The 23825-nt window shown below is 61.5% G+C and carries 16 protein-coding genes and 1 tRNA gene; 12 read left to right on the top strand and 5 right to left on the bottom strand.

Annotated elements, in window-relative coordinates; all coding sequences use genetic code 11:
* Positions 1-55 precede the first annotated feature (55 nt).
* Positions 56-2707 (top strand): ATP-dependent chaperone ClpB, encoded by a 2652-nt coding sequence (clpB, locus tag WJU21_RS04225; protein WP_346322129.1) that lies wholly within the window; start codon positions 56-58, stop codon positions 2705-2707.
* An 83-nt stretch (positions 2708-2790) separates the two neighbouring features.
* Here clpB and WJU21_RS04220 read toward each other — a convergent pair whose 3' ends face one another.
* Complete coding sequence (locus WJU21_RS04220) at positions 2791-4158, bottom strand: peptidoglycan DD-metalloendopeptidase family protein (protein ID WP_346322128.1); 1368 nt, start codon at positions 4156-4158, stop codon at positions 2791-2793.
* Between the two features lie 306 nt (positions 4159-4464).
* Between WJU21_RS04220 and WJU21_RS04215 the strand changes: the two genes are divergently transcribed.
* The 4 genes from WJU21_RS04215 to WJU21_RS04200 all read left to right on the top strand — a co-directional run bounded on the left by WJU21_RS04215 (position 4465) and on the right by WJU21_RS04200 (position 8019).
* Positions 4465-4540, top strand: a tRNA-Ala gene (locus tag WJU21_RS04215).
* Positions 4541-4836: 296 nt separating this feature from the next.
* Positions 4837-6423, top strand: coding sequence for a site-specific integrase (locus WJU21_RS04210; RefSeq protein WP_346322127.1), 1587 nt, complete (start codon positions 4837-4839; stop codon positions 6421-6423).
* 136 nt (positions 6424-6559) lie between these two features.
* Positions 6560-6784 (top strand): helix-turn-helix domain-containing protein, encoded by a 225-nt coding sequence (locus WJU21_RS04205; RefSeq protein ID WP_346322126.1) that lies wholly within the window; start codon positions 6560-6562, stop codon positions 6782-6784.
* A gap of 2 nt (positions 6785-6786) precedes the next feature.
* Positions 6787-8019 (top strand): type II toxin-antitoxin system HipA family toxin, encoded by a 1233-nt coding sequence (locus WJU21_RS04200; protein WP_346322125.1) that lies wholly within the window; start codon positions 6787-6789, stop codon positions 8017-8019.
* 263 nt (positions 8020-8282) lie between these two features.
* Here the strand turns inward: WJU21_RS04200 and WJU21_RS04195 are convergent, their stop codons facing one another.
* A complete protein-coding gene (locus WJU21_RS04195) occupies positions 8283-8708 on the bottom strand; it encodes an XRE family transcriptional regulator (protein ID WP_346322124.1) in 426 nt (141 codons plus the stop codon).
* 275 nt (positions 8709-8983) lie between these two features.
* Here WJU21_RS04195 and WJU21_RS04190 point away from each other — a divergent pair, with 275 nt between their 5' ends.
* Together WJU21_RS04190 and WJU21_RS04185 are read left to right on the top strand one after the other, a co-directional pair.
* Complete coding sequence (locus WJU21_RS04190; RefSeq protein ID WP_346322123.1) at positions 8984-9994, top strand: NADP-dependent oxidoreductase; 1011 nt, start codon at positions 8984-8986, stop codon at positions 9992-9994.
* A gap of 262 nt (positions 9995-10256) precedes the next feature.
* Complete coding sequence (locus tag WJU21_RS04185) at positions 10257-10874, top strand: plasmid pRiA4b ORF-3 family protein (RefSeq protein ID WP_346322122.1); 618 nt, start codon at positions 10257-10259, stop codon at positions 10872-10874.
* 600 nt (positions 10875-11474) lie between these two features.
* Here the strand turns inward: WJU21_RS04185 and WJU21_RS04180 are convergent.
* On the bottom strand, positions 11475-12614 hold the full coding sequence (locus tag WJU21_RS04180; RefSeq protein WP_346322121.1) for a hypothetical protein: 1140 nt from the start codon (positions 12612-12614) through the stop codon (positions 11475-11477).
* 397 nt (positions 12615-13011) lie between these two features.
* Between WJU21_RS04180 and WJU21_RS04175 the strand changes: the two genes are divergently transcribed.
* Complete coding sequence (locus WJU21_RS04175) at positions 13012-13368, top strand: hypothetical protein (RefSeq protein ID WP_346322120.1); 357 nt, start codon at positions 13012-13014, stop codon at positions 13366-13368.
* 250 nt (positions 13369-13618) lie between these two features.
* Here the strand turns inward: WJU21_RS04175 and WJU21_RS04170 are convergent, their stop codons facing one another.
* The gene (locus tag WJU21_RS04170; RefSeq protein ID WP_346322119.1) at positions 13619-14293 is read right to left on the bottom strand and encodes a hypothetical protein; all 675 of its coding nucleotides are present in this window, start codon (positions 14291-14293) and stop codon (positions 13619-13621) included.
* Between the two features lie 230 nt (positions 14294-14523).
* Here WJU21_RS04170 and WJU21_RS04165 point away from each other — a divergent pair, with 230 nt between their 5' ends.
* Positions 14524-15450, top strand: a complete 927-nt coding sequence (locus WJU21_RS04165) for a hypothetical protein (RefSeq protein ID WP_346322118.1) — start codon at positions 14524-14526, stop codon at positions 15448-15450.
* 593 nt (positions 15451-16043) lie between these two features.
* On the opposite strand, the gene WJU21_RS04160 is transcribed toward WJU21_RS04165, so the two are convergent.
* Positions 16044-16829 (bottom strand): hypothetical protein, encoded by a 786-nt coding sequence (locus WJU21_RS04160; RefSeq protein ID WP_346322117.1) that lies wholly within the window; start codon positions 16827-16829, stop codon positions 16044-16046.
* Positions 16830-17038: 209 nt separating this feature from the next.
* Between WJU21_RS04160 and WJU21_RS04155 the strand changes: the two genes are divergently transcribed.
* From WJU21_RS04155 to WJU21_RS04145, 3 genes are read left to right on the top strand one after another with little or no spacing between them, the layout of a single operon-like run.
* Positions 17039-20065: a DEAD/DEAH box helicase family protein gene (locus WJU21_RS04155; RefSeq protein WP_346322116.1), complete on the top strand. Its 3027-nt coding sequence runs from the start codon at positions 17039-17041 to the stop codon at positions 20063-20065.
* Entirely contained in the window at positions 20062-20973 is a 912-nt protein-coding gene (locus WJU21_RS04150; RefSeq protein WP_346322115.1) for a hypothetical protein, read from the top strand. Before WJU21_RS04155 ends, WJU21_RS04150 begins: the two co-directional genes overlap by 4 nt.
* Positions 20973-23774, top strand: a complete 2802-nt coding sequence (locus WJU21_RS04145) for a site-specific DNA-methyltransferase (RefSeq protein WP_346322114.1) — start codon at positions 20973-20975, stop codon at positions 23772-23774. The genes WJU21_RS04150 and WJU21_RS04145 overlap by 1 nt, the downstream gene beginning before the upstream one ends.
* Positions 23775-23825 lie beyond the last annotated feature (51 nt).

Below are 23825 nucleotides of genomic sequence, written 5' to 3'. Positions count from 1 at the left end.
CATGCTCGCGGTTCCCGCCGCCAAATCCAAGCATCCCGCAGAGGGAGGACACACCATGGACATCGAGAAATACACCGAGCGTCTGAAGGGCTTTATCCAGACGGCGCAATTCACCGCACAGCGGATGAGTCATCAGCAATTCACGCCCGAACACCTGCTGAAGGTGATCGTCGAGGATGAGGAAGGGCTTGCCGCCAACCTGATCAACGCAGCCGGCGGCGACGCCAAGCAGGTGTTGCTGCAGGTCGATGCCGAGCTGGCCAAGCTGCCCAAGGTCGAAGGCGCCGGCGCCGGCCAGCTCTACATGGCGCCGCAGCTTGCCAAGCTGTTCCAGAGCGCCGAGGATCTGGCCAAGAAGGCCGGCGACAGCTTTGTCACCGTCGAGCGCCTGTTGCAGGCGCTGGCGCTCGCCGCCGGCACCGGCGCAGCGGAAGTGCTGAAAAAGGCCGGCGTCACCGCCCAGAATCTCAACGCGGTCATCAACGACGTACGCAAGGGCCGCACGGCGGATTCCGCATCTGCCGAGAATGCCTATGACGCCCTGAAGAAATATGCCCAGGATCTGACCCAGGCCGCGCGGGACGGCAAGCTCGACCCGGTGATCGGCCGCGACGAGGAAATCAGGCGCACCATTCAGGTGCTGGCGCGGCGCACCAAGAACAATCCCGTTCTGATCGGCGAACCGGGCGTCGGCAAGACCGCCATCGTCGAGGGGCTTGCCCTGCGCGTCGCCAACGGCGATGTGCCCGAGGGCCTGAAGAACAAGCGCGTTCTCACCCTCGACATGGGCAGCCTGATTGCCGGCGCCAAATATCGCGGCGAGTTCGAGGAGCGGCTCAAGAGCGTGCTCGAGGAGGTCCAGGCCTCCGAGGGCGAGATCATCCTGTTCATCGATGAAATGCACACCATCGTCGGCGCCGGCGCGGCGGAAGGCTCAATGGACGCCTCCAACCTGCTGAAGCCGGCGCTTGCGCGCGGCAAGCTGCACTGCATCGGCGCGACCACGCTCAACGAATACCGCAAATATGTCGAGAAGGACGCGGCGCTGGAGCGGCGCTTCCAGCCGGTTTTTGTGGGCGAGCCGACCGTCGAGGACACCGTGTCCATCCTGCGCGGGTTGAAGGAAAAATACGAACTGCACCATGGCGTGCGGATCACCGATGGCGCGCTCGTCGCCGCGGCGACCCTGTCGAACCGCTACATCTCCGACCGGTTTCTGCCGGACAAGGCCATCGACCTGATGGACGAGGCGGCGAGCCGCCTGCGTATGGAGGTCGAATCCAAGCCCGAGGAGATCGAACAGCTCGACCGGCGCATCATCCAGCTCAAGATCGAGCGCGAGGCGCTGAAGAAGGAGACCGACGAGGCCTCCCGCGACCGCCTCAAGAAGATCGAGCAGGATCTGGCCGGCCTGGAGGAGCAGTCGGACGGGCTGACAGCCCGGTGGCAGGGCGAGAAGGACAAGCTCAATGCCGAACAGCGGCTGAAGGAAGAGCTGGACAATGCCCGCATTGAACTGGACCGCGCCCAGCGTTCAGGCAATCTGGCGCGCGCCGGCGAACTCGCCTATGGCGTGATCCCGGAGACCGAGCGCAAGCTGGCCGAGGCGGCCGCCACGTCCAGCGATCGCATGCTGAAGGAAGAGGTCACCGACCAGGACATCGCCTTTGTGGTGTCGCGCTGGACCGGCGTGCCCGTCGACAAGCTGATGGCGGGCGAACGGGAAAAGCTGCTGCATATGGAGGAGGAACTGGGCAAGCGGGTGATCGGCCAGCACGAGGCGGTCGATGCCGTCTCGAAGTCGGTGCGCCGGGCGCGTGCCGGCCTGCAGGACGCATCGCGGCCTATCGGATCGTTCCTGTTCCTGGGCCCTACCGGCGTCGGCAAGACCGAGCTGACCAAGTCGCTCGCGGCCTATCTGTTCGACGATGAGCACGCCATGGTGCGCCTCGATATGTCCGAGTACATGGAGAAGCATTCCGTGGCCCGGCTGATCGGCGCGCCTCCCGGCTATGTGGGATATGAGGAAGGCGGTGCGCTCACCGAGGCGGTGCGGCGCCGGCCTTACCAGATCATCCTGTTCGACGAGGTGGAGAAAGCCCATCCGGATGTCTTCAACGTGCTCCTCCAGGTGCTCGACGACGGGCGCCTGACCGATGGCCAGGGCCGGACTGTGGACTTCACCAACACCATGATCGTGCTGACTTCCAATCTGGGCAGCGACATCCTGGCCGCCCAGCCCGAAGGGGCTGATGTGGACGCGGTGCGCGACCAGGTGATGGACGTGGTGCGCGGTGCATTCCGGCCCGAGTTCCTCAACCGGCTCGACGAGGTCATTCTCTTCCACCGGCTGGGACGCGGCGACATGACCGGCATTGTCACCATCCAGCTCCGGCGGCTGGAGAACCTGCTGGCCGAGCGCAAGATCACCATCGAGCTGGACGAGGCGGCCAAGGCCTGGCTGGCGAATGCCGGCTATGATCCGGTCTACGGTGCGCGGCCGCTGAAGCGGGTGATCCAGCGGAACCTGCAGGATCCGCTCGCCGAGCTGATCCTCAAGGGCGAACTGGCGGACGGCGCGCGGGTCGAGGTCACGGCCCGTGACGGCCATCTGTTTGTCAACGGCCACGACGTCGATGGATCGGCCTACGGCGCCTTTGGGGGCGCCGGCGCCAGACTCGCGCCTGGCAGCGGCTCGATCAACTAGGATTGTCGGGGTAAACAGGGAAGGGCGGCGCCTCGCGGCGCCGCCCTTTGTCTGTTCCGGCATATCGGGAGGTCGGGCGCGCCCTATTCCGCGTTGGCGACCAGTTGCCGCATGACGGGAAGGGCGGCTATCTGGCTCTTGACCTGCTCCAGCGAGGTCCTGAACGAGGCCAGTTCATTGCCGGCGAGTTGGCGGCCCGACGGCATCTTGATGCCCCGCGGATCGACTTGCCTGGCTTCCTTCAGCACTTCGTAATGCAGGTGCGGGCCTGTCGAACGCCCGGTGGTGCCCACGTAGCCGATGACATCGCCCTGACGGACACGCGCGCCGGCCCGGATACCCTTGCCGAAGCCGTTCATGTGGGCATAGGCGGTGGCATAGGTTCCGTTATGGCGGATGCGCACGTAATTGCCGTAGCTGCCCTTGGGGCCGGCCACCTCGACGGTGCCGTCGCCGGCCGCATGGATCGGGGTGCCGCGGGCCGCTCCGAAATCCAGCCCCTTGTGCATTTTGGTATAGCCCAGGATGGGATGGGTGCGCCGGCCGAAGCCGGACGTCAGCCGGGCGCCATCGATCGGCGTCTTGAGCAGCGCCTTGCGCACGCTCTGGCCGTTCTCGTCGTAATAATCGGCATTGCCGTCGTCGCGTGTGGTGTAAAGGTAGAGATTGTGGGCCTTGCCGCTCAGGTTAAGGCCGGCATAGAGCAGCGGGCCGGTCTTCACCATCCGGCCTTTGCCGTTCTCGTAGCGGTCGAAATAAATCTCGAAGCTGTCGCCCGGCTGGACCTCGCGCTGGAAATCCACGTCCCAGGAATAGATGCGGATGAACTCGGCAATCACGTTGTGCGGCACCCCGGCCTTGCGCATGGCGGCGTACAGGCTTTCGTGGATTTCGCCGGCGGCGCGGGTGGCATGGGTGTCGAGCCTGATGGCTTCGATGGCGCTGACAAACGAGCCATCGTTCTGCCGGGCCACGCGAACGGCGCTTTCGACCTCGGACTGCAGCCGGATGGCCTGCAGGGTCTGCTCGTCGCTGGCCGGATCGTCATGGCCGAACGTCAACTCGATTTCCTGGCCTTCTTTCAGGCGGCGGACATTGAGGTGCTCCGACAGGGCGGTGATGGCGCTGTGTGCGTCGGCCAGTTCGACGCCGGCCTTGATCAGCACGCCAGCCAGCGTGTCGCCGCGCATGATGCGCGCCTGTTTGACCGGGGAGGTGTCGACTTCCTCGAGCAGCACACGGGCGATGGGGCTGCCGTCGCTCATGGGGCCGGTCAGGCTCAGGCCCGGCTGGCCGCTGCGGGCGCTCGGGCCCATCGAGGCGATGGTCGAGAAGGGCGAGGGAACCGAACCGCCGATCGCCGCGTTGTAGGCATTGTAGACAGAAAAGTTGGACTGGACGCCAAATCCGACGGTTGTGCCGACCAGCATGACAAGTGCGGCGGTGCGCAAAAACCAGCCCGGCGAGCCGACATGACGGTGCAAATCAAATTGCGCCGCCGGTTGGATGTTCTCTAACCCGCTGTTTTCGTTGACCATCAAGCGTCCGATGTCTTCCGTGTTCTCCGCGAAAATACAACGCCACCGCGCCGGCTTCTCCAAAGAAGTCAGTGTGACTGACCTAAGGATGCCGGTCGTGAGAATCGCTGTCAACGCCGAACGCCGCCGCCGATAACTTTTTTGTGAGTAAGCCTGTGTCTTGCCGGGCAACGCGACATTGACTTGCCCCGGCCCATACCGATATAGACCACCGTCGTTGGGGCCATAGCTCAGTTGGGAGAGCGCTAGCTTTGCAAGCTTGAGGTCGTCGGTTCGATCCCGTCTGGCTCCACCATTTTCCCTAAAAACCCCAATGTTTCCGCGGGGTCTGCGGCGCGCCGTTCGACACGAGGGCTCGATCGTTACACAGATCGTTACACAGAGTGCCCCGTGGTTACCTCAAACATCTACCCTCGAGCCGGGATCTACCGGCTGCGGCTACGCATCGCTGGCGACATCTCCGGCCGCATCGGCCGCAGCGAAATATCCCGCTCTTTAGGCACCCGAGACAACTCGCTAGCGCGTGTGCGAGGTGCCCGGTTGGTCGCGCATCTTGCACGGGCAATGGCGCTTATCAGGAACGATCCCGATATGCCCAAGGTAATGATCAACGACCTCGTGAACGGTTGGCTGCGGTTGAGGCTTGATGAGGATCTGCAGGCCCGCTCCAGTCGAACCGCTGGTTATCTCGATGGCGCGAGAGAACTCGATCTTCCTGTCGGGCACTATATCAACATCGGCATTGGTCTCGATGCGACAGACGAGCTCGCGCGGATGGCACACATCCTGAGAGACGCCGATCTGCATGCGATGCAGACTTCCATGAGCGGAGAGATAACCGCGTTGGGAGTGACGGCGGAACAGGGTACTCCCCAATACATCAAGCTGGCTCAGGCACTTTTTGCGGCGTCACAGCGCCTGAGGGAAGTGCAAGTCGAACGCTCCGATGGCCGCACGATCAACGCCTCCAGACTTGACCTCGTAGAGTTCCAGGAGGAAGAAATTGAGATATCTGGAGGCGCTTCCGCACCGGCCGCCGCCGCCGCATCCGGGGCTGTTGAATTATCGCCTCCGTCTCAAATGGTTGATGAGGAGGCGGCGCTATCCACCGTTAGAGACCGTTATATCGCGGAGATGCGCGCGACCCAGTCGCTTCGCATCAAAGCCATGGACACCCACCTGACGGCCACCTCGCTCCTGGTCGAGGTACTGGGCAACGATGCCCTACTGCAGAGCATCACTCCTGCAATGCTTGGGAGATTCAAGCAGGTGGTGCTCAGCCTCCCGAGCAACAGAACGAAGAAGCTGCCGGGATTGGGCTACGCTGAAGCCATTCGTGTAGCGGCCGAGCGCGGCCTACCGAAACTCGATAACGGCACCGCGAAGGGCAAGTACCTGATCCCGATGAAGCTGTTTTTCAGGTGGTGCAAGGAGTCAGGTCTCCTGGGCATCAACCCAGCAGAGGGGATCAATCATCGCGCTCCCAAGAAAACTACCAAGCCGCGCAGCCCGTTCGATGCCTCGGAATTGCAGATCCTTTTCGATGCACCATTGTTCCGAGGCTGCAGGTCGTCAGGCCGTGTTACGGAGCCAGGAAATTTTCAGGTTCGTGATCACCGCTTCTGGATGCCGCTCATCGCGCTGTTTACCGGGGCACGCCTCGGTGAAATCTGCCAGCTTCGGGTTGCCGATATCGTGACCGAAGAGGGTGTGCCGTGTTTCGATATTAACGACGCCGGCGACAAGAATCTCAAAACCGCGGCCTCGAAGCGACTAACGCCCATCCATCGCGAACTGCTCGATATCGGTTTTCTGGACTACGTGGCGCAACGTCGACGATCTGGAAGTGCTCTACTGTGGCCAGCCGTCAAGAAGGGCGCTTCTGGATATGAATCCGATCCGGAGAGCAAGCGGCTCAACCGCTTGCTAGGTCAGATCCTCGGCGAGGATTTGCGTAGGAGGCGGTCACTGAGTTTCCACAGCTTCCGCCATACGATGATCGACGCCCTTCGAGCTGCCGACGTAGGCGAGGATGTGAGGCACGCTGTTGTCGGCCACGAGGGCACCCATGTCGAACAGCAACATTACGGGAAGGGTTATGGGCCACAATCGCTGCTGAAGGCGGTGAACGCGGTCAACTACCCGATCGATCTGACCGGCCTGTATCCAGGCACATGATTGGAGAAGCCGGTTTGATGGAATTGACCCGATCGGGCAAACGTCAACATGACCGCAGCGCGCGGAGACGATTTCCCGAACGGGATAATTCGCGCTGCAAGGTTCTCAACCCCCTGCGTTTTCCCGATCAGGAAAAATGAACACTTCCCTAGTCATATTCAACGCATCCGAGTTCGGGGCCGTCATCCGTCAAGGTCGCAAGTCACAGGGTCTAACCCAGAGCGAGCTGGCCCTCGCCGCGGGTGTCAGTCTCCGGTTTGTCAGCGAGCTGGAGCGCGGCAAGCAGAGCGCCAGCCTGGAATTGGCCTTCCGCATCGCCGGGCTGCTGAATATCCGCGTAAGCGCCTCGTTGCCGGCCTGACCATGTTGGGTGTCTGGTGCGAACAACAGCGGGTCGGTATCCTGGAGCGTACCAGCGGGGGGGGGCTGTCCTTCGCCTATGACCCTGACTGGATCCGAGAAGGGTTCGCGATCTCGGTGTCGATGCCTCTTGTTAAGGATGTCTACCCCATCGACGTGGCGACGCCCTGGTTCGCCAATCTGCTGCCCGAGGAACCGCAGCTTGAGATGATCGGCCAGATTCTTGGCCGCGCTGCGGGCGACACATATGGCATTTTGGAAGAGATCGGTCGCGACACCGCCGGTGCACTGTCGATCGGCGACGCCAAGAAGCCGGAGAGCGGGCGCTACCAAGCTCTTGACGAGCACGACCTTGCGGCTGCAATCCGTCGGCTGCCGCAGAGGCCGCTACTCATCGGCGACGAAGGGGTGGCCCTGTCGCTGGCGGGGGCGCAGAGCAAGATGCTCGTCGCAGTGATCGGAGGGCGCGTAATGCTGCCGATCAACGGCGCCGCTTCGACGCATATTCTGAAGCCCGCCAATGATCGCCTCTACGCGTCGGTTGCAAACGAATTGATGTGCATGAGGCTGGCGTCTGCCGTGGGAATCCCCACGCCGGAAGCCGCTTTCGGGCGAGCCGGGGATCAACGCTATCTGCTGGTGCGCCGCTATGATCGTAGCATCGCCCAGGATGGGCGGGTCACCCGCCGCCACCAGGAAGATTTCTGCCAGGCTCTTGGGCGCTACCCAACGGAGAAGTACCAGGCATCCGGTGGCCCCGGCCTACAGCAGCTATTTGAGGTGGTGGTTCATCACTCCGCGGCCGCGGCGCGCGATCGACTGACGCTGCTCGACATGGTCATCTTCTCGTGCTGCATCGGCGACACGGATCGGCACGCTAAGAACTACAGCTTGTTGCTTGATGACCGAGGCTGGCGGCTTGCGCCGCACTACGATGCCATGACGTCACTGATCTACAGCAACATCACCCGGAACATGGCGATGAAGATCGCAGACAATTCGCGTGCTGAGCACCTGCAAAGGCGGCATTGGGAGAACTTCGCTCAAGCGGTCGGTTTAGCGCCTGCCGCGACCGTGCGGCGAGTGGAGGCGCTCGCCGAAAGCGTTCTCGCAAGGTTGCCTTCCTTGACCAGGCTGGCTGCGAATGATGCTGGCGGCGTGCTGATACCCTTCGTGGTCTTCCAAAGGCACATCGAGGAGCGCACGCGCGCCGTAATGACGAACTGTCGACTATAGCCGACCCACCAATCGCTTGGGCTTGCCTTGGCAAGATGACGTCGAAACTGGTGAAGGCCGGGGGCGCGCATCTCGCACTCGTCGGTCGGTGAAGAGCTACGGAAACCAGAGGGGCGGAAAATTTAGGAACGGCTCGATCCCATCGTAGACCCTCAGCAGGATGCCTGCGTGTGCACCCGCGTACCGAGCCAGGCGGATTGACGGCGGCGGATGTGCGTTCGACGAGGTACCTCTTCCCGAACGCCTATCCGCCGCCGCCTTGCTCAGCCTTGGGTGACCACGTTGTTGCGGAAGTGCTCTTCAAGAAGGCCGCGGATATCGGGGGTTATCCGCGGATCGGTGTCGCCGGAGATGTGTCGCACCACCTTGAGCCATTCTTTCTGGTTCGGTGTGGCGATATGATCGAACGTCTCCTCCATCGCCCGCAAAATCGCCGGGCAGTAGTCTTCCAGCGCGAGCGTCATCATGTGAGAGGGCTCGACGTTGAGCGCCCTTGCCAGGCTGGGTACCTTGTCGATCGGCACCTTGCAGATGCCGGCCAGCATCATCGTGAGCACGTTTTCGCTGCGATATCCCATCTCATGCGCGATCTCGGCATGTGTCTTGGGGGAGCGCTCGAAGGCGAATTCGAGGTACTCGAGGAGGCTGGTGAAAGTGGTGCGGGTGTCTTCATTCATGCCGTCGGTCATCTCGTTCCTGTTGTCTGTGAGAGATCAATACAGACATAATAGTTATCGGGATAAACGGTATACAGATTATTAGTTAGGATTTAATAGATATTATTTAGGCGCCATACGATCTATGCATTATGCGAATATCTATACGGGAATCATTTATGGTTATGAGCAACGGCGGCGCGCCCAGCGCGCGCCCAGCGCGCGCCATCGACGGTTAGTGCGGCATTGTTGCGCTCGGGTTGAGCGCTCTCTAGGTTCAATGGCTGTGGCATTGGAGGGGAGGTGTGATGCTCAACACACAATTGCGCTTGGCTCGTAGGCCGAGTGGGGAAGCGAAATCGACCGACTTCAGTGTGACGCGCGAGGCGGTGCCGTCGCCGGAGAACGGGCAAGTAACTGTGCGCGCGGAGTATATCTCGATCGACCCATCCGTGCGCACCCACCTCAACGCTGGTCAGTCGTACCGCGCCATGGTGGGCATTGGCGACATTGTCGATGTTCCCGTGGCGGGAGAGGTCGTCGCCTCGGCGCATCCGGGTTTCATCTCAGGCGATAAAGTCACCGGCATGCTGGGCACGCAGGAATATGCGGTCGTCGATGGCGCCACCCTGACGAAAGTAGACGTGTCACTGGCGCCGCTTCCGTCTTGGCTCGGGGGGCTTGGGTTGACGGGCCTCACGGCGTATTTCGGCTTCGAGGAAGTCGGTAAGCCGAAGCCGGGCGAGACGGTCGTGGTTACAGCAGCCAGCGGCGCGGTAGGCTCCGTCGCCGGTCAGATCGCCAGGATCAAGGGCGCGCGGGCGGTCGGTATCTGCGGCTCCGACGAAAAGTGCCGGTGGCTGACAGAGGATCTCGGGTTCGATGCCGCCGTGAACTACCGCTCACCCGATCTTTACCGCGACCTGAAGGAGGCGACACCTAACAGGGTCGACGTCGTGTTCGACAACGTGGGCGGCCCGCTGCTCGACACGCTCTTCCGCCGGCTGGGGATGCGCGGGCGCGTCATCATCTGCGGCGCCACGTCGCAGTACAACGAGGGCGAGATCTACGGGCCGAAGAACTATCTGGCACTGGCAACGCTGCGGGCCCGCATGGAGGGCTTCATCATCTTCGACTATGTGGATCGCTACGACGCGGCACGCCGCGAGATGGCTGGTTGGATGAAGCAGGGCCTGCTGGGCTTCAGGGAGAACATCGTAGAAGGCACTGTCACCGACTACCCGACCGTGCTTCACCGCCTCTACCAGGGCGAGAACGTTGGCAAGATGGTTATGCGGGTGGTGCCATCTAAACCGTGAGCGGTGCGGCGTGGTCTCCAAAATGACCGCGGAGAGCGGCCGGGTGTCGACATCACGCTATCGCTCTTAATGCGCTAATCCGTATGACCTCACTGTCTATCTGATGCTTAATTTTCTCTATGCATGGAGGTTGACTTAGATCTGATGTTCGAGTTTCGTCAAAGACACATCTGGTAGATCCGCGGTTAAGATGCTCGCGCAGGCATCCAAGCTGCCGAATGCTAGTTGTTTGGCCATCAGCCAGATTCGGAAATGTGCCCGCATGACCAGCAACAGCATCAACGAGATCGCCACGCTCCGGATCGAGTTGACCGGCTCCAATCCGTTGATCTGGCGCCAGGTGGAGGTGCCAACTTCGGTGACACTCAAGGTGCTGCACAAAATCGTGCAGGCGGCGATGGGGTGGTTCGACGAGCACCTTTGGGAGTTGAAGATCGGCGATCGGCGCTACGTCTTGCCGGTGGATGGGGAATGGCGCGACACGCCGACTACCGACGCAGGCAAGGTGCGGCTCCGGCAGGTTCTTCAGCCTGGCCAGACGGTGATTGACTACCTGTATGACTTTGGCGACGACTGGCATCACCGCCTGGTGGTCAAGAACATCCGGGCGGGCGACCCGGAGATTGGTTACCCCCTCTACGTTGGCGGTGAAAACGCGGTGCCGCCGGAGGACTGCGGCGGGCTGGGCGGCTTTTACGATCTGGTCGCCATCCTCGCCGATTCGGATCATCCGGAGCATGATGAGATCAGCGACCAGCTCGGTGACTTTGATCCAACCGTTGTCAATGAAGACGCCATTCGCGTTGCCCTCGGGCGCATCGCAGGGGCACGCCGTGCGATGCAGGTGCGAATGAGGAAGAAGGCGAAGGGTGACGCCTGATGGTCTTGCTGGCGGTCGTCTAGTGCGCCCAAAGCTCGCGTGATCGACATGCTGATGCAGGGTGCCGTTTCCCGACTCCCTGGGGCTCGCTGAGTGCGCATGCGACGTTCTGGGGTGTTATCCATGCCCGGGAGAAGCGACGCGAGTCAGCACGCTTCTGTGCGACTTGATCGGTCTTGCCGTGAGATGAAGCCGACAGGGTGGGGCGCCGTCGTGTTGCACATTGTTCGAAGGGATGGGTAGTCTTAGCACCGAGGCGAGCCTCGTGGGCCATGCCGGCACATTTTGGCAGCTGCCCGGCGTCGGATCCTTCCACAGGCGGCGTGCGTTCGCCGATGCCAGCTTGGCGGTGGCCGTCTGAAGAGCCGCGCTGGCGCTGGTCTGGCGACTGCCTGGTGCACGCCACTGCCCAGTGCTCGCATGCCGCCTAGGTGTAAGTTTCAGTCAAATCCGACCTGTTTCCGACGTGAATACGGCTGTTTTGGCCGTATATGACGAGGCGAGCGCCGCCCAGGCTGGGCTTGGCCAAACCGGCGGCATTTCCGCTCTCCATCTAATAACTAGATACTAAGCGGAACGGGAAGCCATAGCCAGAGCGGGTTACAGGTTGAGATTGCGGAGCGCGGCGCCGATCCGCCTGTGCAGCGCGCCGTACGCCACCAGCCGAGCGTTCTCTCCCACCCGCAGACGCCGCAGTGTGCCGTCAGGCGCTCTGACCTTCCCCTCGGTTCGCTTGCGGTTGAGGTCGGCCCTGGTCACATCGGCGGCGCGATCCATCCTCAGCAGCCCGTACACCCCGGCCTGGGCGAACAGCGACCATCTCAGTTCCTCGTACTTCTCCCTCGCGGCCTCGATGCCCTTGCCCTCCACCTCATCGAACGTCGGCAGTCTGAACTCGAAGTAGGGCTTCCTCAGCTTGGTGAAGAACGGGCTCTTCAGGTCGTCGAGTGTCTCCAGCCCCATTGCTGCCACCGTCGCATCACCCAGGGTCACCTCTATGCGCGCCCGCTTCTTGTCTTGCATCAGCGCCATCGCCTTGACGCCTTTGCGGTCGTCGGTGGTCTTATCCATGATGCGCCATGTCACCGGCGCGCCCTCCTTGCCGAAGTAGACCGTGGAATCGATGAGCGGCGTGGTGGCGCCTTTCTTGCTGTAGATCCGGAAGGTCTTCTTGCGGGGCGGATTGCCGTACGTGAAGAAGAACCGCCCCTTTGCCATCTTCCCTTCGACATGCTCGTCGGGCGCCAGGAAGTGTCGCTGCAGTATGCCTACCATCATGCGGCGGGTCTCATCCGTCTCATCCTTCGGATAAAAATCCAGCGACACCTCAATCTGCAAGGGCCTCGGTTCGCCCACCAGGCCCCATCGATCATCCAGCTCAAACAGCACTTCATCGAGCTTGCGTCTCTTCGGCTGCTGTACCCGGATGCGAAAGTCGTTGCCGGTGTAGTGCGACTCTCCATTCGGCCCCTCGACGTGGGGTTGCCGGCGGAGGATTGGGCTAAGTAGGGTGCTGACATGCACGCTCTGCGTCACATTCCGTAGCGACACACCGAACACCAGCCAGTCAACCTCCGCGGAACAGGCGAAGCTCTTCCCAGACACGTCAACATCCGGCTCAACCACGTAGCGGCCCTGCAGTCGCGCTTGGGCGCCGGTGAGTTCGCCAACGCGATAGGGGAGCGTCAGCGACTGCGAGTGCAACCTCATCGGCAGCTCGACCTCTCGGTGGATGGGCACGGCGTTCCTCTCTGATGGCGATAGATCGAGCTGGCGGGGAATAGAGGAAGCATCCGCTTTCGGCAACATGGCATGGCCTATTTCGAGGATCCCGCACTCGCCACTGCACGCGGTTCATTGACCGGCGCCTATGCCTCACCCATGGCTGTGGTTGTCTGTTCAGACGCGAGCGGTTCTCAGACTCGCTGGGCGCGATCAGGCCCGTGGTGCCCACTGACACCAGAAAGGGAGAGATGGCCCGCTGGTGACTCTCCCTGGCTCAGCAATCTCTATCCGGCGATGCGCCGGGGCTCCCGGCAGGTTCATTCCCTCAAACGGCCGTCTTGCTGGAGACCAACGCAGCTCTGTAGCCTTGAACATACGCGGTATCGTCAACGCGGATGATTGAGCGCCTGGAATGCGCAGGCCCAAAGACCGTGCGTCTGTTAAGCCTGATCAGGTTCTCCAGCCGGCAGTTGCGGTTGTCGCGATCAAGGTGAACAACGTCAAACACGGCATAGGGCTGGCCCGAGAAGCCGCAGACAACCAGCCTGTCAACCCGAAGCCTGTGACGCTGGTGATCATGGTCTCGGAGCCACACCCAAAGATGGTGGCCGGCGAAGTTGGGCTCCAGGATACGGGTGTAATCGAGGCGCTGATCGAGGGTGCCAGGCCGCGGCAGGCGCAGCACTCTGCCCATACTCGATACTCGATAGAGATATATGAATCCCGGCGTATCGATCCAGACCTCTTTGTCTACCGGCTTAGAGGCTGAGCTACGTGATGTAATCATGGAAACTTTGGCCTCTATCGCGATCTTTAGTGGCATTGGACGCTGGGCGACAAGGGCGCAGGGTGATCCATAAGATATTGAATTATAACACAAAAAATCTAAATGTGTCGCGAAACAGATAATCGCGCCATATTATCTGTCGCGATCCGCACGAATTGCAGGAGGGCCCTCAGCATTAGGCTTCGTCGCTGAAAGTAGGTTCGATCGGAAGCTAGATCGGTACGATGTCTCATCATCCGCTCGATGCGGTATCCATGCAACCCACCTGCCAAGCCAGCTCAAATGCCTCTGCGAGCGCTAATTCGGGAGCCGATGCGGCCGCCCCTGATTCCTTACATTCCAAGGTCTGGCTTGCTTCGACACTAGAGTGGAGCAAGAACCGGATGGCATCAGCCAATTCCTCAGTCATCGCCGGGGAGAGAACAATGCGTGGAGCAGTTGGTCTTTCTTCCCCAGTCTCATCTCCCTTGTCATCGGCCGTCAGGATCACGGCACCGCCGCGGCGCCGCACATCGAGGCGCCGCCCGCCATGTTTGGTGCAATTGTACTCCCAGGGTCGGTTGACGCGCGCCGCTTCCTCTAGGGCTTTGGCGAGTGCAAGTGCTTCCGAGCTACTGCCGGTATCGTCTTCTAAGGTCACCCTTAGCAGCGTGACGGGGAGCCCAGCATGGCGCAGTTCTATGAATGCGATGCCGTTCACCGAAATCTTCCTGACACTGGTGTCGGGTGGCGCCCAGTGAGGGATGCCGTCGGCGTTCAACCCTAGGGTCTTCAGGCCGTTGCTGATCCAATCCTCGATTACCTCTCGCGGCGAGCAGTTATATGCCTCCGCGAGACGGCGCAGCTGCTCGGCACGATCCCGAGAGATAGAAAGGTTCGTATCCCGTCGAATTTTCTTTACTCCCATGTAAGTACCCGGTATAGGATGTGCACAGGGTAGCTGATCCCTCACGGAACGCAATCGGAGACTTTCTATGAACACCTATCCTCACCACATTTGGCTATCGTTCCGCGCCGGTCAGCACGCTGATATCGATCTGCTCACGCAGATGCGGAATACCTTTATGTCTGCGTTACGCGGGCGCGCCTTGGACATGTTGAGCTTTTTAACGAGTTCAACAAACCAAGGAGCCGACAATGAAAAACATCTCTATCTCGCGCCGCAATACGAGCGAAACCACTAGCCATGCCTATATGCATAAGACTTCCCGCCTGAAGGATTTTGCTGCTGGAAAGCTTGGTCAGCTGAGGGATCTGGCTGCCGCCAAATTCGAAAGCTTCCAAGCTTACAGTTTCCCGGTTGAGCAATATTCCCCTCTCCTGGCGAAGGTCGCCTCTTCGGCATTGATCGATGAACTGGAGGCTATTGAGTCGTGTCTCCTGGGTTGTTCGACCGCGGAATACTTCAGCTACAGGGAGCGTAAAGCCCGGATCCACATCGAACTCAACATGAGGGGAAGCGTCTGGCCGGCGTTTCGCCCGATGAGTGATAACCTCAGGCAGGGCGAGATGGCTTCTTGGGCCTCCGAGGCACGCGCCTGTGTTCGTAAGCGCTGGAATTTGCAGGATCGCCAAGTGATAGATATGCACTGGGTGTTTGCCCTGAACCAGCGTGCTGGACTGCGGTTCGCACCTTGGAAATTCTCCCATGAGATTCGCAATCTCTGTTGGGGTGCCACCTTCGAGTTCGATCGCGCGGCGCGATATGCGGCCGAAGAGAAGGCCGCAGACGTAAAAGCGGACGAACTTGGCATCCCGTTCCAGGTGGCGATCAACCTGTCGTGGCTGCAGAATATCGAGATGGCATCGAGGATGGACAAGTTGCTTGTTAATGGCGGCCGCCTTGAGCGTTTCATTCGCGAAATAGCAAAGGACAGGCCTTGGTTGCGCGGACGTTCGCGCGCCTACAAATGGATCTGGGTCGCGGATCAGATGATGGAAGGAAGCTACGGCGCCAAGCGTGACTGGTATGTCGTCATAACGAAAGAATGGCTGCTTGCCCACGATTTCCGGAAGCACCTGCGCCGGGCGCGCTCCCTGAATGCCGAATGTTTGGCGAGCTGACGGGGTCTTTAAGTACCTAACGAGGTCGGAGTGCTTTTTGTCGAGCGCTCCGACCGCTTGGGGTGGGGACATGAGATTGCCGGCTTCTGCGTAATGCCGGCATTGCCGAGAGCCGTGGTACGCTGATTCCATCCTAGACAAGATTGAGATTTTTTTGGGTCAGATGGCGGCAACACGAGCGCGTCAGGGGTTCCGTCTCAACGTTCGATCGGCGGCTACATGACCACGTTCGCCGGAACGGACCTCTATGCCTGCCCGTCGTGTGGCTTGGTGCATGCGGTGCCCAGGGTGAAATCCGTTTATCTCGGAAATTGGCCGGTGCGTAGCGACGGCAGCTACGCCCCGCCACTGTCGCGCGACATCAGGTGCGGCTGCGGCACGGTGTTTCTTTGGCGGAACGCTGCCCTGGTTGGGCGGCGCACCTTCTCGAATGACGCCGGGCCGAGTTTGTTTGATCGGGTGAAAAGGCCTGAGCGACGGCCTTGGCTCGGCATGAGGGCATGGCGCAAAATCCGAGCCTTTTGGAAGAGGTAGACGCGCTTTCGCCTGGCGGTGTTTGGGGAGCGGCGTCGCCTCCCGATTGGTAGCGCCGGCTAAGGCTTGAAGTGACCTACAATGGCTGCTGCGTGGTCACGGATGTCGGGTGACGAGCTGGAAGACCAGGCAGCGAGCAACCGGCTATAGCTGCATGAATGGAACTCGACTTCATCGCCGGCGACGAGTTTCGCGAACAGCTGGATCTCCTGGCGGTGCGCTTCGTGGATCTCGGGCCCGATCACCTTTCCACCAACCGGCCAGCTGGCAGGCTCGGCATAGAGATAGTAGAGAATCGGCACCCGCGGGTTTCCGGCGCGGTGCCTGCGCTCCGCCTCGCTCCTCAGCCCGAAGGCGTGCTTCACCAGCTGTGCCGCGTCGAGCATCGTGAACGGCGAGGCGTTCTGTCGGTACAGATCGCGGATGCTCTCATACCCCCGCATCGCGTCACCCCACTTCGGGCGCATGTATGCGTCTGAAAACTCCCCTAGCTGCTTCGGCCTGAACGGCTCGAACCGCTTCGACTCCACGCCGATCAGGGCCGTGCCGGTTTCAATGAGGGCGTCGAGGCACGGGTGGAGCCCCCCGCGCCATGGGAACCTCACCACCTTCTCCAGCCCGACGCGGCCGGCGGGCCAGCCGCATTCCTCCGTGCCCGGCAAACGAGGCAGGTCGCCGGGGTGATCCAGAAACAGCCCGAAGGTGTTGGCGGCGAGGGCGGCGGATGATTCCTTGCTGACAAACTTGCCACTGGCGATTTCGTTGCCGGGCGCCGAGGCGTACTCGGCCAGGATTCGTTCGGCTGGAAGATGGTTCAGTATTCCGTTGTTCTTTTCTTGTTCCATAATGCCACTCTATCGGACCTGATGCCGTGGCAGCAGGGGGATTTTCTACCCCTCTGAGATCGAAAGCCACTGAGGTAGGCAAGTAAGTGACACGGTCGCCCAGTTTGGGCTAGCCTCTCCCATAGGGGGATTTCTGCCTTGGCCAATATCGTTCAAAGACATCGTTTCAGCGGCGCGCCCGACATGGGTGCGCTTTTTCGGTTGCGCCCATGAGCGACCAGTTCTTCGAGCGGCCGATCCTGAATTCGCCCTACGCCTATCCAGGGCAGCACTGGGCGCTGGACGAGGACGGCCAGCCGACCAGCGAGATCGTCAATACGCGCCGCCGGTCGGATCTGATCACGCCGGTGCCCAAGCCGAAGAAGCGCAAGAGCCCGCGGGAACAGACATCCCTGGTGCTCGACGCCGGCGACGGTCTCTCGACCGCCGAACAGGAATACAATCCCACCCCGATCATCAACGAGATTCGCGGTTACGTCGAAACCTGGCGGGCGCTGCCAAACCCGGATCAATGGCTGGTGACGCCCGAGACGGCCCGCCTATTGCAGCACTGGCGGCACCATCAGTTCGAAGGCCTGCGGCCCTTCTTCTGCCAGGTCGAAGCCGCTGAGACGATCATCTGGCTCACCGAGGTCGCGCCGAAGATGGGTGCGCGCGGCGCCAAGTTCTGGGAACACATCCGCGGCGCCAACGAGCAATCGAACCCCGAACTGGTGCGGCTGGCGCTGAAGCTGGCGACGGGCGCCGGCAAGACCACAGTGATGGCCATGCTCATTGCGTGGCAGACGGTCAACGCCGTGCGTCACCCGAACAGCAAGATGTTCTCGCGCGGCTTCCTGATCGTCGCGCCCGGCATCACCATCAAGGATCGTCTGAGGGTGCTGATGCCCAATGATCCGGAAAGCTACTATCGCCACCGCGAGCTGGTGCCGAACGACATGATCGGCGACATCGAGCGCGCCAAGATCGTCATCACCAACTACCACGCCTTCAAGCGCCGTGAGGAGATGGCGGTATCGAGGGTCGGCCGCGCCTTGCTCGGTAACCCTGAGACCATCGAGAGCGAAGGCAAGATGCTCCAGCGGGTCATGCCCGAGCTGATGGGCATGAAGAACATCGTCGTCATCAACGACGAGGCGCACCACTGCTACCGCGAAAAGCCGCAGAGTGACGGCGAGGGCGATCTGAAGGGCGAGGATAAGGCCGAGGCGAAAAAGAATAACGAGGCTGCGCGCCTGTGGATCTCCGGCATCGAGGCCATCAAACGGAAGATGGGCCTGCAAGGTGTTTACGACCTGTCTGCCACACCGTTCTTCCTGCGCGGCTCGGGCTATGCCGAAGGCACGCTGTTCCCATGGACGGTGAGCGACTTCTCGCTGATGGACGCCATCGAATGCGGCATTGTTAAACTGCCGCGTGTACCGATCGCCGATAATCTGCCCGGCGGCGATGACGACATGCCCCGGCTTCGCAACCTATGGGAACACATTGGCAAGCAGATGCCCAAGAAGGGGCGCGGAAAATCTGGCGTTGGTCTGGATCCGCTGAAAATCCAACCGCTACTTCACACCGCTCTCGAAGCGCTCTACGGCCACTACGAGAAGACGTTCGATCTCTGGGCCGCCAGCGGCATCAGCGTGCCGCCCGTGTTCATCGTGGTCTGCAACAACACCTCTACCTCCAAGGTCGTCTACGACTTCATTTCGGGGTTCGACCGCGACAACGACGACGGCTCCACGACGCTGGAAAACGGCAGACTGAAGCTGTTCCGCAATTATGACGAGCACGGAAACCGCCTTGCGCGGCCTCGCACCCTGCTGATCGACAGCGAGCAGCTGGAATCCGGCGAGGCGCTCGACAAGGATTTCCGCGAGATGGCCGCGGATGAGATCGATCGGTTCAGGCGCGAGATCGTCGAGCGCACCGGCGACGCGCGTGCCGGCGACTCCATCACCGACCAGGATCTTTTGCGTGAGGTGATGAACACGGTCGGTAAACAGGGCCGGCTGGGCGAGTCCATTCGCTGCGTCGTCTCCGTCTCCATGCTCACCGAGGGCTGGGACGCGAACACCGTCACGCATATCCTCGGCGTGCGGGCCTTCGGCACCCAGCTCCTGTGTGAACAGGTCGTCGGTCGGGGTCTACGCCGCCAATCGTACGAACTTAATGAAGAGGGCCTGTTCGACGTCGAGTACGCCGACATCCTCGGCATCCCATTCAATTTCGCCGCAAAGCCGGTGATTGCGAAGCCCGCGCCACCGCGCGAGACGATCCGCGTGCAGGCGATCCGGCCGGATCGCGATCTCCTGGAAATCACTTTTCCGCGTGTCGAGGGCTACCGTGTCGAACTGCCCGAAGAGCGGCTGACGGCGAAATTCGGGCCGGATTCGGTACTTGAGTTGACGCCAGAGTTGGTCGGCCCGTCGATCACCAAGAACAAGGGCATCGTCGGCGCTGACGTAGACCTGACCGTCGAGCATCTGGAATCGCGCCCCTCGACCATCCTTTTCCATCTCGCCAAACACCTTCTCTACAACAAGTACCGCGACCCGGGCGACGCGCCCAAGATGCACCTGTTCGGCCAGCTCAAGCGCATCGCGCGCGAATGGCTCGACGGCGGCTATCTGAAGTGCACCGGCGGCACCTACCCGGGCCAGTTGCTCTACCAGGAGATCGCCGACCGGGCGGCCGAGCGCATCAAGGCCGCGATCACCGAAAGCCTGGCTGGCGAGCGGCCGGTGAAGGCGATCCTCGACCCATACAATCCGACGGGCTCCACCCACTTCGTCAACTTCACCACGTCGAAGGAAACCCGCTGGCAAACCGACCCGCGCCGGTGCCATGTCAACTGGGTGGTCTGCGACGGCGACTGGGAGGCCGAGTTCTGCCGCGTCGCCGAGGCCCATCCCCGCGTGCGCGCCTATGTGAAGAACCAGAACCTGGGGTTGGAAGTGCCGTATCTGGCAGGCGCGGTTGCTCGCAAATACCTCCCCGATTTCATCGTGCAGATCGACGACGGCCATCCCGATCCGCTCAACCTGATCGTCGAGATCAAGGGCTTCCGGGGCGAGGACGCCAAGGACAAGGCCAACACCATGCGCGCCTACTGGGTGCCGGGCGTGAACAACCTGGGCAAGTTCGGCCGCTGGGCCTTTGCCGAATTCACCAGCGTCTATGAGATCGAGGCAGAGTTTGCAAAGCTGCTCGCCTCAATCCCCGTGAGGGAAATGGCATGACTGAGATCGGCCGACTCATCACGACACCTCCTCGCCAAGCCTGGCCGCACGAGGCCATCGACTTCACCCCCTGGCTTGCCGCGAACCTCGACCACCTGTCGGAGGTGATCGGCATTCCGCTAGAGCTGGAAGGCCAAGAAGTCGCGGTCGAGAGTTTCTCCGCCGACATCCTCGCTCGAAACTTGGCCGACAACAGCCGTGTGCTGATCGAGAACCAGCTGGAGGCGACCAACCATACCCATCTCGGCCAGATCATGACCTATTTGGTCGGGCTGGAGGCGAAGACCATCGTCTGGATCGCCACCGACTTCCGCGAACCGCATCTGTCGGCCATCAAGTGGCTCAACGAGCACACTGCGGATCCCTTCGCGTTCTTCGCCATCCGGCTGCGCGTGGTGCGCATCGGCGACAGCCCACTCGCGCCGATCTTCGAGGTGCTGGAGAAGCCGAACCAGTGGGAGCGGCGGCTTCAAGCCGTCGCGCAGGAGAACCGCGGGGTCAGCGCCGTCGGTGAGTTCCGCCAACGCTACTGGACGGCCTACCGCGAGCGTTATCCGGAGGACGTTGAACGGCGCGCGCCGCGGGGCGGGTCAGCCTGGTGGTGGTACATCGGCGACAAGGACCTGATCCTGTCGATCTACCTCAGCAAGAAGGGCGTCGGCATCTTCGTCAGGGGGCACGGCAGCGATGCGGTCGAAACCTACCGACGGCTTGCCGACCATGCGGCGCCATTGAGCGAACGCCTTGGAGCGCCAATAGGCGGCGAAGGCGATACCTATCTGTTCCAGTCGACGCATGACGCCGACATGGAGAACGAGGCCAACTGGCCGGCGGCCATGGAGTGGATGCACACCGAGGCTCGCCGCTACGACGCGGCGGTACGAGAGATTTTGGGGATCAGCGGATAATGGCCAAGAAGCCCATTGAGGTTGAAACCCTGCAGCACGGCGCGGCGAAGCGGCGGAACATTCCCACGGCCGAGCTGGAAGGGGTGATGCGCGAGGACGAGCGCAGCCCGATCCGCCTGGCATACGAGCGGCGCAACCGCGACCTCGACCCGCAGCTGGTGTGGCGCGGCAAGGACGAGCAGGACTGGTCTGACCTGATCGTGCAGGCGCCGCCGCTGTACATCCAGGAGAAGGTGCACCCCAAGGTGCTGATCGACGACCTGCTGCGCCAGTCGAAGGCGCGTGCCCGTCAGGAAGCGGACAAGAGCGGCTCTGGCATGCCCGACCTGTTCGCCGACTTCAACGGCCTGCCGGACCGCGAGGCCGCCACCGAGTTCTATCAGCACAACGCCCACTGGACGAACCGCATGATCCTGGGCGACAGCCTGCAGGTGATGGCCTCGCTGGCCGAACGGGAAGGCTTGCGCGGCCAGGTGCAGTGCATCTATCTGGACCCACCCTACGGCATCAAGTTCAACAGCAACTTCCAGTGGTCGACCACCAGCCGCGACGTGAAGGACGGCAGCAAGGACCACATCAGCCGCGAGCCTGAGCAGGTGAAGGCGTTCCGCGACACCTGGCGCGACGGCATCCACTCCTACCTCACCTATCTGCGCGACAGGCTCACGGTGGGACGAGACTTGCTTGCCGAGACTGGCTCGATTTTCGTGCAGATCGGCGACGAGAACGTGCACCGCGTTCGAGCGGTGATGGATGAGGTCTTCGGAAGTGACAACTTCTGCAACCTCATTGGCTTCAAGAAAACAGGGGGGCTGATTAGCGGCTTTCTCCCGTCAACTGGCGACTATCTACTTTGGTACGCCAAAGATATTGAGAAGGCGAAGTTTCGTCAGCCATACTCTGCGAAGGCCTATGGTGGGGACTCTGATTATCGGCATGTTAGGCTGCCTGATCTGTCTGTACGTCGTTTGACCGGTGATGAGGCGGAATATCCGGACAAGCTGCCTTCCGACTGGCAGATCCTCCAAACAACGGCCCTTGAGTCAGCGAACCCGCTGTTTGCGTTTAACTTCCGTGGGCGCGTGTATAATCAGCGGTGGAAGACCAATCTCTCCGGGCTGAGCAGGCTCTCAAGAGCTGATCGACTATATGAAGCTACTGCGAAGCTCAGATATTTGCGGTACGTAAACGACTTCCCGGTCATTCCTATCATTAACAATTGGGATGACACTGGTTCCAGCGGCTACAGGGATGCTAATATTTACGTAGTTCAGACGGTTGCTAAAGTGGTTGAGCGGTGCCTGCTCATGGCGACTGACCCTGGAGACCTTGTACTGGACCCCACCTGCGGCTCCGGCACGACCGCCTATGTTGCTGAGCAATGGGGAAGGCGGTGGATCACCATTGATACCTCCCGCGTAGCGCTGGCCTTGGCCCGGTCACGCATAATGGGCGCGCGCTATCCCTATTACCTCTTGGCTGACAGCCCTGAAGGGCAACGCAAAGAGGGGGAGGTAACACGTACCGCACCACGCAGTACGACGACGCGCGGCGACATTCGTCAGGGGTTTGTCTACGAACGAGTGCCGCACATCACCCTGAAATCCATTGCCAATAATGCCGAGATCGATGCGATCTGGGACAAATGGCAAGAGACACTGGAACTCCTGCGGACCCGGCTCAACGCGGAGCTGGGCATGGCGTGGGAGGAATGGGAAATCCCGCGCGAGCTTTCCCCAGCTCAGGCTGCGAACAGCGAGGCGGCGAAGTTGCATGCAGACTGGTGGAAAGCGCGCATTGGCCGGCAGAAGGAGATTGATGCCTCCATCGCCGCCAAGGCCGAGTTCGAATACCTCTACGACAAGCCCTATGTGGACAATAGCCGTGTGCGCGTCGCCGGGCCGTTCACGGTGGAAAGCCTGTCGCCGCACCGGGTGCTGGCGGTGGACGAAAACGACGAGCTGCTCGATACGCTGGAGGCCGCCGAGGGCAAGCGTGGCCCACGGGGCGGCGGCGAGGAAGCTGACTTCGCCCAGATGGTGCTGGACACGCTGCGCGCCGCCGGCGTGCAGCAGGCACACAAGGAAGACCGCATCGCCTTCACGGCGCTCACTGGCTGGCCGGGCGATCACATCTGCGCCGAGGGCCGGTTCATGGAGGGCGACAGGGAACGCCGCGCCGGCATCTTCATCGGCCCCGAATTCGGCACTGTGGCCCGCGCCGACCTGGTCGCCGCGGCGCGCGAGGCGGGCGACGCCGGCTTCGACGTGCTGGTGGCCTGCGCCTTCAACTACGACGCCCATTCCGCCGAGTTCGAGAAGCTCGGCCGTATCCCGGTGCTGAAGGCGCGCATGAACCCGGACCTGCACATGGCCGGCGAGCTGAAGAACACCGGCGCCGGCAACCTGTTCGTGGTGTTCGGCGAGCCGGACATCGCCATCGAGGACGCGGGCGTCGCCGATGGCAAGCCGCAGATCCGCGTGCACATCCGCGGCGTCGACGTGTTCCACCCGCAGACTGGCGAGGTACGCAGCGGCGACGCCGACAGCATCGCCCTGTGGATGATCGACACCGACTACAACGAGGAAAGCTTCTTCGTGCGCCACGCCTACTTCCTGGGCGCCAACGACCCCTACAAGGCGCTGAAGACGACGCTGAAGGCCGAGATCGACCAGGAAGCGTGGGAGAGCCTGTACGGCGACACGTCGAGGCCGTTCGACAAGCCGGCGTCGGGCCGGATCGCGGTGAAGGTGATCAATCACCTGGGCGACGAGGTGATGAAGGTGTTCGGGGTGGGGTGAAGTTAAACATGAGCCCTCCACCAAAGAAGCTCTCAAGGACGGCGGCCAAGG

Source organism: Emcibacter sp. SYSU 3D8 (genome assembly GCF_039655875.1).
In the GTDB taxonomy this organism is placed as follows: domain Bacteria; phylum Pseudomonadota; class Alphaproteobacteria; order SMXS01; family SMXS01; genus RI-34.
This window is presented reverse-complemented; position numbering and strand designations above follow the sequence as displayed.

What these genes read in the sequence shown, in the direction of transcription:
- WJU21_RS04165 (WP_346322118.1), top strand. Translation starts at nt 14,524, where the DNA reads ATGAAAAACATCTCTATCTCGCGCCGCAATACGAGCGAAACCACTAGC.
- WJU21_RS04200 (WP_346322125.1), top strand. Translation starts at nt 6,787, where the DNA reads ATGTTGGGTGTCTGGTGCGAACAACAGCGGGTCGGTATCCTGGAGCGT.
- WJU21_RS04160 (WP_346322117.1), bottom strand. Translation starts at nt 16,829, where the DNA reads ATGGAACAAGAAAAGAACAACGGAATACTGAACCATCTTCCAGCCGAA.
- WJU21_RS04150 (WP_346322115.1), top strand. Translation starts at nt 20,062, where the DNA reads ATGACTGAGATCGGCCGACTCATCACGACACCTCCTCGCCAAGCCTGG.
- WJU21_RS04195 (WP_346322124.1), bottom strand. Translation starts at nt 8,708, where the DNA reads ATGACCGACGGCATGAATGAAGACACCCGCACCACTTTCACCAGCCTC.
- WJU21_RS04155 (WP_346322116.1), top strand. Translation starts at nt 17,039, where the DNA reads ATGAGCGACCAGTTCTTCGAGCGGCCGATCCTGAATTCGCCCTACGCC.
- WJU21_RS04205 (WP_346322126.1), top strand. Translation starts at nt 6,560, where the DNA reads ATGAACACTTCCCTAGTCATATTCAACGCATCCGAGTTCGGGGCCGTC.
- WJU21_RS04175 (WP_346322120.1), top strand. Translation starts at nt 13,012, where the DNA reads ATGCGCAGGCCCAAAGACCGTGCGTCTGTTAAGCCTGATCAGGTTCTC.
- WJU21_RS04185 (WP_346322122.1), top strand. Translation starts at nt 10,257, where the DNA reads ATGACCAGCAACAGCATCAACGAGATCGCCACGCTCCGGATCGAGTTG.
- WJU21_RS04170 (WP_346322119.1), bottom strand. Translation starts at nt 14,293, where the DNA reads ATGGGAGTAAAGAAAATTCGACGGGATACGAACCTTTCTATCTCTCGG.
- clpB (WP_346322129.1), top strand. Translation starts at nt 56, where the DNA reads ATGGACATCGAGAAATACACCGAGCGTCTGAAGGGCTTTATCCAGACG.
- WJU21_RS04145 (WP_346322114.1), top strand. Translation starts at nt 20,973, where the DNA reads ATGGCCAAGAAGCCCATTGAGGTTGAAACCCTGCAGCACGGCGCGGCG.
- WJU21_RS04210 (WP_346322127.1), top strand. Translation starts at nt 4,837, where the DNA reads ATGCCCAAGGTAATGATCAACGACCTCGTGAACGGTTGGCTGCGGTTG.
- WJU21_RS04190 (WP_346322123.1), top strand. Translation starts at nt 8,984, where the DNA reads ATGCTCAACACACAATTGCGCTTGGCTCGTAGGCCGAGTGGGGAAGCG.